Here is a 14,152-nt window from a genome sequence, read left to right on the forward strand (position 1 = left end):
CCCGCTGGGGCAACGGCGATGGTCGCGGGGCCGACCCGGCCGCCGGCCGCGGTAGCGGTGACCCCGCCGGTCGCGGGGCCACCCTTCGCCGGGTCGACCCGGCCGACGTGGGGCGGCTGCGGCTGGTGCGCTGGGGCGGGCTGGCCGGTGCGGTGCTGCTCGCCGTCGCGTCCTGGCTCGGCGGGGTCTTTCCGGAGTTCACCGGTGGGGTCACCCCGCTCTCCATCTGGCGGGGCGAGCACGGCCCGCTGCTGCTCGCCGCCTGGCTGCTCGGCGCCGCCGCGCTGGTCCCCGCGTGGTGGACCGCCCGGCACCGCGTCAGGTCGACCCGCTGGGCGTACCTGACGGTGGGGCTGTGGACGCTGCCGCTGCTGGTCGCCGTGCCGAGCGGCAGTCGGGACGTCTACTCGTACGCCTGCCAGGGCTGGGTGTACGCCGCCGGCGGCGACCCGTACGCCGGCGGGGTGGCCGCCGCCGGCTGCCCCTGGCTGGACACGATCTCCCCGATCTGGCGGGACACGCCCGCCCCGTACGGCCCGGTCTTCGTGCTGCTCGCCGGGGCCGCCGCCGCGCTCGGTGGCTCGCTGCTCGGCACGGTCGCGCTGCTGCGGGTGGCCGCCGTGCTCGGGGTGCTGCTCGCCGCCGCCTGCCTGCCCGGGCTGGCCCGCGCCGCCGGGGTGCCCGCCCAGCGGGCCGTCTGGTTGGTGCTGGCCTGCCCCCTGGTCGGCGTGCACATGGTCGCCGGGGCACACAACGACGCGGTGATGGTCGGCCTGCTCCTCGCCGGGCTGCTGGTGGTGGTCCGGCACCCCGGTCAGCGGCCCCGGCTGCTGCTCGGCGGGCTGCTCCTCGGGCTGGCCGTGGCGGTCAAGGTCACCGCGCTGGTGGTGCTGCCGTTCGCGGCCCTGGCCGCGGTGGCCGGGATCTTCACCTTCCGGGCGCTGCTCCGTGACGGGGTCTGGGTGCTCGCCGGGGCGCTGGCCGCCCTGCTCGCCAGCTCGGCGGCCTCCGGACTCGGGTTCGGCTGGGTCGGCGGGCTGGCCCACAGCGGCGACACCCAGCAGTGGACCTCCCCACCGACCGCCGTGGGCTTCACCGTCGACTACGCCGCGCGGCTGTTCGGCCGGGACGCGAACGCCGTCCCGGTGACCCGGGCGGTGGCGGTGGTGCTGCTCGCGGTGCTGCTGGTGGTGCTCTGGTTCCGCGCCTGGCACGGGCTGCGCCGGCTCAGCGGCGTCCGGCAGCGGGTGGCCCGGCTGGCCGCCGCCCGGCCCCGCGTGGCGCTGACCGGGGCCGGGCTGGCGCTGGCCGCCACGGTCGCGCTCGCCCCGGTCTTCCACCCCTGGTACGCCGTCTGGCCGCTGGCGGTGCTGGCGGTCGTCGCCACCCGGACGACCTGGTTCCTGCTGCCCTGCGCGGTGGCGTCCTTCCTCACCCTGCCCGACGGCACCAACCTGGCCCGGTTCACCAAGGCCCCAGGCGCCCTGCTGATGACCGCCCTGGTGCTCTGGCTGGTCGTGCGCGCCATCCGCTCTGGTGGTAGCAGGGGACCCCTGTTACCGCATTTTGATGAGCAGGGGTCCCCTGCTACCACCCAGTAAGGTCAGCGTCGAACCGCGACACGACACGACACGACACGCCGAAAGATGAACGACTTTCGTTCTGGCGGGCCGTGGCACCATACCTCTGTCGTCCGTCGCATCGACGCGGTTCGTCAAGGGGTTGGGTGGAGTCGCCACATGGTTTCAGGTCGATCGACTGCCCGGCCGTGGTTGCCGTACACCGCGGCCATTGTGGCCGGATTCGCGGTCATCACGGCGGCCTATCTGATCGCCCGGCCGGCGGCGGACATCGATTGCACGCCGCTGGAGGTCAGCTCGTCGATCGAGAAGGACGTGCTGCTCGGCGAGCTGGCGGAACGCTACAACAAGAGCGATCGGCGGGTCGGTGACGGGTGCGCCGTCGTGGCGGTGCACGGCCTCGCCTCCGGCGCGGCGACGGACGCGCTGGCCGGCGAATGGGCAGTCAAGCAGCCCGGCCTGCCACGGCCACAGGTGTGGTTGCCGACGTCAAGCCTGTGGACCGGACAGTTGACGTTGCTGGACGAGGCCGCCGGGCGCCCGGCGCAGACCCCCGGCCAGTACCCGTCGATCGCGAACAGCCCGCTGGTCATCGCCATGCCGCAGCCGAAGGGTGAGCTGATCCAACAGCAGGGTCCGCTCGGCTGGGGCGAAATCCTGGGCTCGTCGGGGCGCGCGGGCTGGGCCGCCTTCGGTCGGCCCGAGTGGGGGCGATTCACGTTCGGCAAGGTCAACCCGCACCAGTCCACCTCTGGGCTGGCGGCCACGATCGCGTCGTACTACGCGGCCATCAACCGGGCCAGTGACCTCACCGAGAGTGACCTCGCGAATCCGGCGGTGACCCAGTTCGTCCGCCGCATCGAGGCCAACGTGTCCCACTACAGCGACGACATCGTGGAACTGTTGAAGAACCGCGCCGAGGCGGACCTCGCCGGCACGGCGGCCCCGACGGACATGAGCGCGGTGGTGACGCAGGAGGAGTTGGTCTACCAGTACAACGAGGGGGAACTGAGCCCGACCCGGGGCGAGAAGCCGAAGGTTCCGCTGGTCGCGATATATCCGAAGGAGGGCACGTTCAACCTTGACCACCCGTACGTGGTGCTCCCCTCGGCCAGCCCGGAGCAACGTGACGCCGCTGCCGACTTCCTGGCGTTCCTCCGGGAGACGCCGCAGCAGCAGAGCCTCAGCCGGCACGGGTTCCGCGACCACGAGCGGACCGCGTCCGGCCCGGTGATCGCCTCCGTCGGCGGGCGCGGGGCCCAGGATCTCACCTACTTCGACCAGCCGGATCCCACCGTGGTCAAGGCGATCCTCAGCGGTTGGGGCACGCTGCGCAAGAAGGCGAACATCCTCGTGGCCGTCGACACGTCCGGTTCGATGAACGCAAGGATCGGTGACCGGACCAGGTTCCAGGTGGCGACCCGGGCCGCCGCCAAGGGCTTCAGCCTCCTGAACTCCGAGGACCAGGTCGCGCTCTGGTCGTTCTCGTCCGAGACGGAGCAGCGGCCGAAGTCGCCGTACAGCGAGGAGGTCCGACTGTCGGCGTTCGACCAGAAGGCGCTCACCAATGAGCTCGACAACCTCCACGTCGAGGGCGGCACCGCGCTGTACGCCACCGTACGGGCGGCACACCGGCACATGCTCAAGAACTACGACCAGTCCCGGATCAACGCGGTGGTCGTACTGACGGACGGCAAGAACGAGTACAACAAGGACAACGATCTCGCCCGGCTGCTTCAGGATGTCGCGTTGGACCCGGAACGACCGATCAAGATCTTCTGCATCGCCTTCGATGAGCAGTCCGACTTCGAAAGGCTGGACCGGATCGCCAAGGCGTCCGCGGGCAAGGCGTTCGACGCCCGCGACCCGGCGAAGATCGACGACGCGTTCGTCAAGCTGGTCAGTAGCTTCTAGCGCCGCGTGACCGCACGCGGAAACCCCCGGGGATCTTCCCCGGGGGTTTCCGTGGTCAGCGTTCGCTGGTACTACGGCTCGCCGTCAGCAGTCGAAGTACATCGCGAACTCGTGCGGGGTCGGGCGCAGACGCACCGGGTCGACCTCGTTGGCCCGCTTCCACTCCACCCAGGTGGAGATCAGGTCCGGGGTGAAGACCCCGCCGTCGAGCAGGTAGTCGTGGTCGGCCTCGAGGGCGTCGAGCACCTCGGACAGCGAGCCCGGAACCTGCTTGACGTCGCCCCACTCCTCCGGCGGCAGGTCGTACAGGTCCTTGTCGATCGGCGCCGGCGGCTCGATCTTGCTCTTGATGCCGTCCAGACCGGCCATCATCATCGCCGAGAAGGCGAGGTAGACGTTGGCCGACGGGTCCGGCACGCGGAACTCGACCCGCTTGGCCTTCGGGTTGCTGCCGGTCACCGGGATCCGGGTGCAGGCGGAGCGGTTCCGCTGCGAGTAGACCAGGTTGACCGGGGCCTCGAAGCCCGGCACCAGCCGGCGGTACGAGTTGACCGTCGGGTTGGTGAAGGCCAGCAGCGACGGGGCGTGGTGCAGCAGGCCGCCGATGTACCAGCGGGCGGTGTCGGACAGGCCGGCGTAGCCGGTCTCGTCGTAGAACAGCGGCTCGCCGTTCTGCCAGAGGCTCTGGTGGGTGTGCATGCCGGAACCGTTGTCGCCGAAGAGCGGCTTCGGCATGAAGGTCGCGGTCTTGCCGTGGGCCCAGGTCTCGTTCTTCACGATGTACTTGAAGAGCTGGAGCTGGTCGGCCGCGTGCAGCAGGGTGGAGAACCGGTAGTTGATCTCGGACTGACCGGCGGTGCCCACCTCGTGGTGCGAGCGCTCCACGGTGAAGCCGCTGTCGACCAGCCGGCGCACGATGCTGTCCCGCAGGTCGGCGTAGTGGTCGACCGGCGGCACCGGGAAGTAGCCACCCTTGTACGGGGTCTTGTAGCCGCGGTTGCCGCCGACCTCCTCACGGCCGGTGTTCCACGCGCCCTCGATCGAGTCGATGTAGTAGAACGACTGGTGCGCGGAGGTCTCGTGGCGGATCGAGTCGAAGATGTAGAACTCCGCCTCGGCGCCGAAGTAGGCGGTGTCGGCGATGCCGCTGGCCGCCAGGTACGCCTCGGCCTTCTTCGCCACGTTGCGCGGGTCCCGGGAGTACGCCTCACGGGTGAACGGGTCGTGGATGAAGAAGTTCAGCGCGAGGGTCTTCTGCGCGCGGAAGGGGTCGATGAAGGCGGTCGCGACGTCCGGGAGCAGGAGCATGTCCGACTCGTGGATCGCCTGGAAGCCCCGGATCGACGACCCGTCGAAGGCGAGGCCCTCGGTGAAGAAGGCGTCGTCCACGGACTCGACCGGCAGATTGAAGTGCTGCATCACGCCGGGCAGGTCACAGAACCGTACGTCGACGAACTTCACGTCCTCGTTCTTGAGGTATCGCAGGAGTTCCTCGGGATTGGCGAACACACGTCCTCCTGGCACGTCCACGGGTGGCTGGCTCGCTGGCGACGTTATGGCCGCGGGGTTGCTCGGCCGTGTCCTTACTGTTTCTGCCGTGTTACGACCCGCCCTGGCTGCTGTTTTGTGCCGGTGAAGGCTGGCGGGGCGCACCGTTGAGCCGTCCCTGGTCCCCGTTTGGACGATACTCGCCCCGGACGTCCGACACCGCCGATCGACGTCCCCGTCGTCCGGATTTCCGCTCCCGACTAGCCTTGGCTGCTGTGAGCATGCCCCAGCGCCCGGTACCGCCCGCCACCGATCCCGACTTCACCCCGCCCAGTCTGGGCCGCCGGTTCGGCGCGCTGGTGGTCGACTGGGTGCTCTGCCTGCTGGTGTCCAACTTCTTCGCCGACCCGGTACGCGACGGCTGGGCCCCGGTGCTGGTGCTGGTCCTCGAGTACGGCTTCTTCCTCGGCCTCTTCGCACAGACCCCGGGCATGTACGTCACCCGGATCCGCTGCGTCTCCTGGGCCGACGGGGGCCGGGTCGGCATCCCCCGGGCGTTGCTGCGCGGCCTGCTGCTCGCCCTGGTCGTGCCGGCCCTGATCATGGACGACAAGCGCCGGGGCGTCCACGACCGCCTCGCCGGCGCGGTCGTCGTCCCCGCCCCGGCCCGACCAGCGAACCGCTGACCCGCCGGGTCGGCCGTCACCGGGGCGCGCCGACCCCTTCCCGGGGCCGGCCGGTGTGCCCCGGGGGTCAGGAAAGGTCGACCACGGTGTTCCCGACCCGGACCCGGGTGGCCGAGTCGGGCAGCAGGGCGGCGTCCCGGCCGGCCGGCTGCCACTGCCCGCCAGCGTCCGCCCAGGCCAGCGCGGCATCCTTGCGGGCCACCAGCCAACCCCGGCCGTTCGGAAGGCGCACCGCGACCGGCAGGGTCGCTCCTGGGTCCACCGCCGGGCCGACCACCGGGACCGTCTCCCCGCCGGGCCGGCGCAGCAGGACGAGGGTACGCACCGGATCACCGCCGATCCGCAGGTCGCCGGCGACGAGTTCCTCCCCGGTGGGGGTGTGCCCCACCGCGATCCAGTCCACCCCGGTCTCGGCCGGTGTGAGCGGCTCGGCCTCCCCGAGCTGAACATCCCCGAGCCGCCGCCGGGTGTCGACGATGTCGGGCACCCCGGCTGTCGGGTCGAGGATGAACAGCGCCGGCCGGGACGCCGGGTCGTCGCGGTCCGCCGGCCGCCGCCAGTCCAGCCAGCCCTCCTCGGGCCGGGCGGCGGCGGGGTCGGTCAGGTTGCCGATCCCCAGGTAACCGCCGCCCCGCTCCCGGACCGCCACCGTGTGCCGGCCACGTTGCGCCGGTACGGCGATCCGGGCAGCCCCCCCGGTGAAGGCGACCGGCCGCCAGTCGGTACGGGTGACCCCGTCGGCCGGGTAGGTGCGCTCGACCGAATACTCCACCTCGATCCCGACGTCCAGCACCACCAGCGTCGACCGGTCCGCACCCACCAGGAACGCCACGCTCTGCCAGCCGTCCGGGCCACCCGACGCGTAGTAGTCGGCGCCCACCTTCTCCGGCTGCCCGTCCGTCCCCGTGCCGAGGAAGCTCAGCAGCACCACCCGGGCACCGGTCTTCGGCACCCGCATCGGCTGGACCACCACCGCCGCCGGCCCGGCCGGGGTCCGGCTGGCCCACGCCACGTGCGGCGCACCGGCCGGCTGCCGGGTCACCCCAAGCCCGTACAGGGGCGAATCGTTCCGGGTGGCGTCGTGGACGTCGACCGCCCGGCGCAGGTAGTCGGCGTCGCCGGCGAGGTCACCCCGGGTCGGCTGGTTCAGCAGCAGTTCACCCACCGTCGACGTGGCGAACGGCACCACCGGGCCCGGCCGGTTGGCGTACCCCACACCGGTGGCCGTTCCGGCCAGGGCCAGCACCGCCACCGCCCCGACCATCACCCGGTGCCGGTGGACCCGTCGTCGGCCGCCGCGCCGGGCCCGCTCCAGCAGGTCGGCGGGGACCGTCACGTCCTTCGCGGCCAGCGTCAGCGCCCGCCGTACCCGGGCGTCACCCGGTCCGCCTGGCGGGGGCACGGCACCGTCGTTCGTCATCGCGTACTCCTGATCGTCTGAGGGGTGAGCGGGACGGTGGCCGGCAGACCCGCGCGTAGCCTCGCTAGCCCGCGTGCGGTGTGGCTCTTCACCGCGCCCACCGAGCAGCGCATGACCTGGGCGGTCTCCGCCTCGGAGAGGTCGTCGAGGTACCGCAGTACGACGGCGGCGCGCTGCCGGGGTGGCAGCGTGCGCAGCGCGGCGAGCACGAACTGCCGGACGACGACCTCCTCGGCGTGGTCGCCGGTCGCCGGTACCTCCAGGTCGGCCAGCGCCGCCTCCCGGCGTCGCCCGCGCCACCGCCACCGGTCGATGGCCCGGTTGACCAGGATCCGGCGGGCGTACGCGTCCGGCGCGTCCCGGGCCCGCCGCCAGCGGGCGTAGAGCCGCTCCAGCACGTCCTGGAGCAGGTCCTCCGCCGCGTGCCGGTCGCTGGTCAGCAGGTACGCCGAGCGCAGCAGCGCCGGTGAGCGGGTCCGGACGAACTCGTCGAACGAGTCCGTGCCACCCGAGTTGGGGTCGTCGAGGTCAGCCATCACCGGGTAAGACGACGGCGCCCCGCCGAGGGTTTACCTCGTGGCGGGGCGCCGTTGGTGGATCGTGTCGGGGCAGGCTCAGCGACCGCGCGTCTGGCGGAACTGGCCCTTGCTGGGGCGCATGTTCTTGGGAATGGCGCCCTTGGGCAGTTGCGGGCGGGCGGTGAGCGCCTTGAGCCGCTTGTCCAGGGAGTTCACGTCCTTGCCGCTGAGATTGCGGGGCAGCCGCATCAGGGTCATGCGCAGCTTCCGGATCGGCAGTTCGCCCTCCTCCGTGCCGATCACGTAGTCGTGCAGCGGGGCGGTGCCGATCACCTTGGCCAGCCGCCGCTTCTCCTGACCGAGCAGGCCACGAACCCGCTGCGGGTTGCCCTCGGCGAGCAGGATCACGCCCGGCCGGCCGATGACCAGGTGCACCATGTCCATCTGGGTGGTGGAGCTGACCGCCGGGGTGACCCGCCAGTCGCCGCGCATGTTCTCCATGATCGAGGCAGCCGCGCCGGGCTGTCCCTCGGCGGCGTTCATCATCGCCTGGTTCGACCGCAGGTTGAGCACGATCAGCACGGCGAGCAGGGTGAACAGGATGCCCAGCGGCAGCCAGAGCCAGCCCCAGGCGATCACCGCGACCACGGTCAGCGCGAGCGGGATCAGCACCGCGCCGGTGACCAGCGGGGCGAACCAGCGGTCCTGCTTGGCGGTGAACTTGAACACCATCCCGATCTGCTTCAGCCGCTGGCCGAACGAGACCTTCTCCTGGGGCTTCGCCATGGCGCAAAGTGTAGTGGTCGCCGTACCGGCCCGATCACCACGGCCGGCAGCCCGCGCGTACGGGACCAGCCGGCCGGGCGGTCACCGGCTGCCGCCAGGCTCAGCCGGCCTGGTGCGGCTTCCGGTCGACGCGGGCGGTGCCGTGGCTCAGCCGGCCGACGCGGGCGCTCAGCCGGCGGCCCGGCGGCGCAGGACGGGTGCGGCCCGGCCGGTGCCGTGCTGGCCGGCGGCCTTCTCCTCGTGGTACTCCTCCTCGACGTTGACCGTCCAGACGTCGTGTCCGGCGTCGTCGAGGATGTTCTCCGCGGTGAGCATCGCGGTGAGCATCGAGTGGTCCTGGTTGTTGTAGCGGTGCATGCCGTTGCGTCCGACCGGGTGGACGTTCGGCACCGCCTCGGCCAGCCACCGGCGGATCGTGTCGACGGCCTGCTCGTACCCCTCGTCGTAGACCGGGTACGCCTTCGGCATCCGGACCACGTACCCGGCGTGGACCGCGCCCGGCGGGACCAGACCGAGCCGCTCCAGCTCGGCGGTGCCGAGCGCGACCAGGTCCTCGTCGGTCGAGGTCCACAGCTCGTCACCGGCGTTGACGAAGTACTCCAGCCCCAGGCAGGTCCCCCCGTCCCGCACCAGGTACGGCGACCAGGAGCCGAAGTTCTGGATCCGGCCGACCCGTACCCCCGGGGTGTGCACGTAGATCCAGTTGTCCGGGAAGCCGGCCTCGGCCGGCACCACCAGGGCCACGGTGAGGAAGTCCCGGTACCGCAGCGCGTCGGCGGCGGCCCGGACGTGTGCGGGGGCCGGCGGGTCCATCGCCCGGACCAGGTCGGAGATCGGCATGCTGGAGACGACGTGGTCGACCTCGATCCGGCGCTCGTCGTCCGGGTCGGTGACGGTCACCGCCACCGCGCGACCGTCGGCCCGGTGCACCGTACGCACCCAGGTGTTCAGGGTGACCGTCCCGCCGGCCTTGCCGACCAGTTCGGCGCAGCGCTCCCACATCATTCCCGGCCCGTACTTCGGGTACTGGAACTCCTCGATCAGGCTGGTGATGTCCTTCTGGTTGCGCCTCGGCAGCAGCGCGTTGCGTACCGCCCCGGCCAGCGAGAGGTTCCTGATCCGCTGGGCGGCCCAGTCGGCCTGCAACTCGGTGGCCGGGATCCCCCAGACCTTCTCCGTGTAGGTCTTGAAGAACATCCGGTAGAGGCGGGTGCCGAAGCGCGCGGAGACCCAGCCCTCGAAGTGGCTCTGGTCCTTCGGCGGCCGGATCCGGGTCCAGAGGTACGACCCGGTGCAGCGCACCGCCTCGATCAGCCCCAGGTTGCCCAGGGCGTTGCCGGCGCGCAGCGGGTAGTCGAAGAGCAGGCCCCGGTAGTGGATCCGGCTCATCCGGGGCCGCAGCAGGAAGTCGCTCTCCGGCAGGATCTCGTGCCAGAACGCCTCGACCCGGGCGACCTTGGTGAAGAACCGGTGCCCGCCGATGTCGAACCGCCAGCCGTCGCGCTCCACCGTCCGACTGATCCCGCCCACCTGGCCGTCGGCCTCGAGGACCTCGACCGACGCGTGGCGTCGGGTCAGCTCGTAGGCGGCGGTGAGGCCGGCGGGACCGGCCCCGATGACGACGGTGTGCGGCGACGTGGCCATGAGTAAAATTCATCACCTTCGACGTGTGGCGGCAACCGTCGAATCGAAGGGTGAGACGGAGTGGCCGTGGCTGGGACGCGCGGAATCTAACACACCGTAGCGGCGTGTGCGCGCCCCGACACGGGGCGGGGTGGCCGGCGGCGCTCAGCCGACCGGGCTGGCCGAACGCGCATCGAGGGCCTGCCGGTAGAGCCGTCCCGCCCGGTACGAGGAGCGCACCAGCGGCCCGCTCATCACCCCGGCGAACCCGATCTCCTCGGCCTCCTCGCGCAGCTCGACGAACTCCTCCGGCTTGACCCAGCGCTCGACCGGGTGGTGGCGCGGGGTGGGGCGGAGGTACTGCGTGATGGTGATCAGCTCGCAGCCGGCCTGGTGCAGGTCCCGCAGCGCCTGGGTGACCTCGGCGCGCTCCTCGCCCATGCCGAGGATCAGGTTGCTCTTGGTGACCAGGCCGGCGGCGCGCGCCTGCCGGATCACGTCCAGGGAACGCTCGTAGCGGAACGCCGGCCGGATCCGCTTGAAGATCCGGGGCACCGTCTCGACGTTGTGCGCGAGCACCTCCGGCCGGGATCCGAAGACCTCGGCGAGCTGCTCGGGCACCGCGTTGAAGTCGGGGATCAGCAACTCGACACCGCAGTCGGCCTGGAGGGCGTGGATCTGCCGGACCGTCTCCGCGTAGAGCCACGCGCCGCCGTCGGGCAGGTCGTCCCGGGCGACGCCGGTGATCGTCGCGTAGCGCAGCCCCATCGTGGCCACCGACTCGGCGACCCGGCGCGGCTCGTCGGCGTCGAAGTCGGCCGGCTTGCCGGTGTCGATCTGGCAGAAGTCGCAGCGCCGGGTGCACTGGTCACCGCCGATGAGGAAGGTGGCCTCCCGGTCCTCCCAGCACTCGTAGATGTTGGGGCAGCCGGCCTCCTGGCAGACGGTGTGCAGCCCCTCCCGGGAGACCAGCCCCCGCAGGGACGTGTACTCCGGCCCCATCTTGGCCTTGACCTTGATCCACGGGGGCTTCCGTTCGATCGGCGTCTCCGCGTTGCGTGCCTCGACCCGCAGCAGTCGCCGTCCCTCGGGGGCGACGGCGGTGGGGCGCGGAGCCTGGTCGGTGGTCGGCGCGGAGTGCTCGATGGTCACGGATCGAGCCTACGCCCGCTGGCGCCCGTCGATGCACTTCGGGCGACCGGGGTCACGCCCGGCGGTACGTGAGGCCACTCACCGCCAAAACCGCTGTCGGTGCCGGTGGGGGCGGCGGTAGTGTGCCCACCACGAGCGACGACGGAGCCGAGTAGCGCCCCCGGAGCCAGTGCAGAGAGCCGCCGAAGTGCTGCGAGGCGGTCTGGCGACGGTGCGTGAAGACCCTCCCGAGCTGCGGGAAGAACGGCGGCGGGACGACCCGCGCCCAGTAGACCCCGCCCGGCTGGCCCCGGTGAAAAGGCGACGAACGAGGCTCCCGCCCACGGCGGGGGCGAAGGTGTGGTGGCACCGCGAGGTTCCCGCTCGCCCGCACCTCCCTGGGGATCGCGTTGCGATTGATCGAGGAGGTAACCAGCGTGCAACGCATCCTTTCCGCCCAACTTCCCACCCACGTCGGCACGACCGTCCGGATCGCCGGCTGGGTCCACCGCCGCCGGCTGCTCAAGTCGGTGGCCTTCCTGATCGTCCGGGACGCCACCGGAACCGCCCAGGTGGTGGTCGCCGACCCGGCCACCCGGACCGCCGTCGAGGCGGCGACCGAGGAGACCGTCGTCGAGGTCGTCGGCACGGTCACCGCCAACCCGGCGGCCCCCGCCGGGGTCGAGCTGACCGACCCGACGGTACGACCGCTCGGCCCGCCGGCCGTGCCACCCCCGTTCGACCTGTTCCGGCCGACCCTGACCGCGAGCCTGCCGACGCAGCTCGACCATGCCCCGGTGGCGTTGCGCCACGCGCGCCGGTCGGCGGCGCTGCGCGTCTCGGCGGCGGCGGTCGCCGGGTTCCGGGCCGCCCTGGACGCCCGGGGCTTCGTGGAGATCCACACCCCGAAGATCGTCGGCTCGTCGACCGAGAGCGGGGCGAACGTCTTCGCCCTGGACTACTTCGGGCGGCCGGCGTACCTGGCCCAGTCGCCGCAGTTCTACAAGCAGCTCATGGTCGGCGTCCTCGAACGCGTCTACGAGGTCGGACCGGTGTTCCGGGCCGAGCCGCACGACACCGCCCGGCATCTGGCGCAGTACACCTCGCTCGACGCCGAGCTGGGTTTCGTTGCCGACCACCGGGACGTGATGGCGGTGCTCCGGGACACCCTCGCCGGACTGCTGGACACCGTCGCCGACCGGGCCGGGCCGGCCCTGGCGCTGCTCGGCGCGGCCGTGCCGGCGGTCCCGGCGGAGATCCCCGCCGTGCACTTCACCGAGGCGCTGACGATCGCCGGCGCGCCGGCCGACGAGCCGGACCTCGCGCCGGCGCACGAGCGGACGCTGGGGGAGTGGGCCCGGCACGAGCACGGCTCCGACTTCCTCTTCGTCACCGGGTACCCGATGGTGAAACGCCCCTTCTACACCCACCCCGACCCGGCGCGGCCGGGCTACTCCAACGGGTTCGACCTGCTGTTCCGGGGCGTCGAGCTGGTCACCGGCGGGCAGCGGCTGCACCGGCACGCCGACTACCTGGCGGCGCTCGCCGCGCGGGGCGAACCGGTCGAGCCGTACGCGGACTACGTCGCCGCGTTCCGGCACGGCATGCCGCCGCACGGCGGCTTCGCCATCGGCCTCGAACGCCTGGTCGCCCGGCTGGTCGGCGCGGCCAACGTACGCGAGGTGACCGCCTTCCCGCGCGACCTGCACCGACTCACGCCGTAGCGCAGCCGGCACTGGTGCCCGTCCGGGCCGCCCGACGTTTCGGGCGGCCCGGGCGCGGTATGCACGAGCGGTCAGGGCCTGCGCTCGCGGCTGTCGCCGGACCCGCACGACCGGGTGGGGGAGAGGGAATGGGCGAACGGCTTCGGACGGCGCTGCGCAGCCTGCTGCACGTCGGGCAGCAACAGGGTGCCCACCGGGTCGCCCTGCGGGCCGGCGTCAGCGTCCTGGTCCCGCTGCTCACGGTGCTGGCGCTGGGGCACCCCGGCTGGGCCCTCTACGCCGTGTTCGGGGCCTTCACGTCGTTGTACGGGCGCAACCACGTGCACCTGTCCCGGGCGGCGATGCAGGCGAGCGCCGGCGCCGCGCTCACCGGGTCGGTCGTGCTCGGGGTGCTCGTGGGCGCCCTGGAGTTCCGGGCCTGGGCGGCGGTCCCGGTCGCCGCGCTCGTCGCCGCCCTGGGCGCCGTCCTCGCCGCCGCGCAGGACTGGCACCCACCGGGGCCGCTGTTCCTGGTCTTTGGCTTCGGTGCCGCCGCGTTGGTCCCGCACGCCCTCTCCGACGTGCCGGTCGCCGCCGCGACGGCCGGGCTGAGCGCGCTCTTCGCGCTGGTCGTCGGCAACGTCGGTGGTCTCCTCCGCCGGGAGGCCGGCCATCCCGCCCGGTCGGCGGACGGGCGCAGGCGTCCGGCCAGGCCGTCGCAGGGGCGTAGCCGTCCTGCCCGGTCGGCGGACGGGATCAGCCGTCCCGCCCGGCCGTCGCAGGAGCGAAGCCGCCCCGGCCGGTTGGCGCGCGTGCGGGGCTGGGAGCCGGCCCGGTACGCCCTCGCGGTGGCGCTCGCCGGCGGCGTGGCCACGGCCGTCGGGATCGGCCACCCGTACTGGGCCATGGTGGCAGCCGTCGCGCCGCTCAGCGCCGTTGGCCGCACCGCCCAGCTCGTGCGGGCCGGTCATCGGGTCCTGGGCACCCTGCTCGGTCTGCTGACCAGTGCGGCGTTGCTGGCCCCGGGGTTCTCGGCGGTCACCACCGTGCTGGTGGTGGCGGGGCTGCAGATCGTCACGGAGTTGTTGGTCGGCCGTAACTACGGGCTGGCGCTGCTGTTCATCACGCCCACGGCGCTGCTGATGGGCCAGCTCGTGCAGGCCCGTCCGGTCGGGCCGCTGCTGTTCGACCGGGGCGTCGAGACGGTGATCGGCGCCGGCATCGGGGTCGCGATCATCCTCGGCCAGCCGTGGCTACGACGCGGCACCTCCGCCGTCGACTGACCGACGACGGCCGCGAGCGT

Annotated in this window: 11 protein-coding genes; 5 read left to right on the top strand and 6 right to left on the bottom strand. The window is 72.4% G+C overall.

The annotated features are described in order from the left end of the window. Positions 1-107: 107 nt before the first annotated feature. Both mptB and GA0074692_RS01190 read left to right on the top strand, forming a co-directional pair. Positions 108-1,601, top strand: coding sequence for a polyprenol phosphomannose-dependent alpha 1,6 mannosyltransferase MptB (gene mptB / locus GA0074692_RS01185; protein ID WP_141725470.1), 1,494 nt, complete (start codon positions 108-110; stop codon positions 1,599-1,601). A gap of 138 nt (positions 1,602-1,739) precedes the next feature. Next, positions 1,740-3,494, top strand: coding sequence for a vWA domain-containing protein (locus GA0074692_RS01190; RefSeq protein ID WP_091638651.1), 1,755 nt, complete (start codon positions 1,740-1,742; stop codon positions 3,492-3,494). Positions 3,495-3,578: 84 nt separating this feature from the next. Here GA0074692_RS01190 and glnA read toward each other — a convergent pair whose 3' ends face one another. Further along, entirely contained in the window at positions 3,579-5,003 is a 1,425-nt protein-coding gene (gene glnA, locus GA0074692_RS01195; protein WP_091638652.1) for a type I glutamate--ammonia ligase, read from the bottom strand. Positions 5,004-5,263: 260 nt separating this feature from the next. Between glnA and GA0074692_RS01200 the strand changes: the two genes are divergently transcribed. Further along, complete coding sequence (locus GA0074692_RS01200) at positions 5,264-5,668, top strand: RDD family protein (RefSeq protein ID WP_091652294.1); 405 nt, start codon at positions 5,264-5,266, stop codon at positions 5,666-5,668. A 67-nt stretch (positions 5,669-5,735) separates the two neighbouring features. On the opposite strand, the gene GA0074692_RS01205 is transcribed toward GA0074692_RS01200, so the two are convergent. From GA0074692_RS01205 to lipA, 5 genes are all read right to left on the bottom strand, one after another. Next, a complete protein-coding gene (locus GA0074692_RS01205; protein WP_091638653.1) occupies positions 5,736-7,088 on the bottom strand; it encodes a hypothetical protein in 1,353 nt (450 codons plus the stop codon). Next, on the bottom strand, positions 7,085-7,624 hold the full coding sequence (locus tag GA0074692_RS01210) for a SigE family RNA polymerase sigma factor (protein WP_091638654.1): 540 nt from the start codon (positions 7,622-7,624) through the stop codon (positions 7,085-7,087). The genes GA0074692_RS01205 and GA0074692_RS01210 overlap by 4 nt, the downstream gene beginning before the upstream one ends. Positions 7,625-7,702: 78 nt before the next feature. Beyond that, on the bottom strand, positions 7,703-8,392 hold the full coding sequence (locus GA0074692_RS01215; protein ID WP_091638655.1) for a DUF4191 domain-containing protein: 690 nt from the start codon (positions 8,390-8,392) through the stop codon (positions 7,703-7,705). 168 nt (positions 8,393-8,560) lie between these two features. Beyond that, positions 8,561-10,036 carry an NAD(P)/FAD-dependent oxidoreductase gene (locus GA0074692_RS01220; protein ID WP_091638656.1) on the bottom strand — a complete coding sequence of 492 codons (1,476 nt, stop codon included), beginning with the start codon at positions 10,034-10,036 and terminating at the stop codon, positions 8,561-8,563. A 144-nt stretch (positions 10,037-10,180) separates the two neighbouring features. Then, positions 10,181-11,167, bottom strand: coding sequence for a lipoyl synthase (gene lipA / locus GA0074692_RS01225; protein ID WP_091638657.1), 987 nt, complete (start codon positions 11,165-11,167; stop codon positions 10,181-10,183). A gap of 416 nt (positions 11,168-11,583) precedes the next feature. On the opposite strand from lipA, the gene aspS reads away from it, so the two are divergent. Both aspS and GA0074692_RS01235 read left to right on the top strand, forming a co-directional pair. Beyond that, the gene (gene aspS / locus GA0074692_RS01230; RefSeq protein ID WP_091638658.1) at positions 11,584-12,870 is read left to right on the top strand and encodes an aspartate--tRNA(Asn) ligase; all 1,287 of its coding nucleotides are present in this window, start codon (positions 11,584-11,586) and stop codon (positions 12,868-12,870) included. 128 nt (positions 12,871-12,998) lie between these two features. Next, the gene (locus GA0074692_RS01235) at positions 12,999-14,132 is read left to right on the top strand and encodes an FUSC family protein (RefSeq protein ID WP_091638659.1); all 1,134 of its coding nucleotides are present in this window, start codon (positions 12,999-13,001) and stop codon (positions 14,130-14,132) included. Positions 14,133-14,152: the final 20 nt, after the last annotated feature.

Origin of the sequence: Micromonospora pallida (assembly GCF_900090325.1) — a bacterium.
GTDB lineage: Bacteria > Actinomycetota > Actinomycetes > Mycobacteriales > Micromonosporaceae > Micromonospora > Micromonospora pallida.

What these genes read in the sequence shown, in the direction of transcription:
- GA0074692_RS01190 (WP_091638651.1), top strand. Translation starts at nt 1,740, where the DNA reads ATGGTTTCAGGTCGATCGACTGCCCGGCCGTGGTTGCCGTACACCGCG.
- GA0074692_RS01200 (WP_091652294.1), top strand. Translation starts at nt 5,264, where the DNA reads ATGCCCCAGCGCCCGGTACCGCCCGCCACCGATCCCGACTTCACCCCG.
- GA0074692_RS01205 (WP_091638653.1), bottom strand. Translation starts at nt 7,088, where the DNA reads ATGACGAACGACGGTGCCGTGCCCCCGCCAGGCGGACCGGGTGACGCC.
- GA0074692_RS01210 (WP_091638654.1), bottom strand. Translation starts at nt 7,624, where the DNA reads ATGGCTGACCTCGACGACCCCAACTCGGGTGGCACGGACTCGTTCGAC.
- GA0074692_RS01215 (WP_091638655.1), bottom strand. Translation starts at nt 8,392, where the DNA reads ATGGCGAAGCCCCAGGAGAAGGTCTCGTTCGGCCAGCGGCTGAAGCAG.
- GA0074692_RS01220 (WP_091638656.1), bottom strand. Translation starts at nt 10,036, where the DNA reads ATGGCCACGTCGCCGCACACCGTCGTCATCGGGGCCGGTCCCGCCGGC.
- GA0074692_RS01235 (WP_091638659.1), top strand. Translation starts at nt 12,999, where the DNA reads ATGGGCGAACGGCTTCGGACGGCGCTGCGCAGCCTGCTGCACGTCGGG.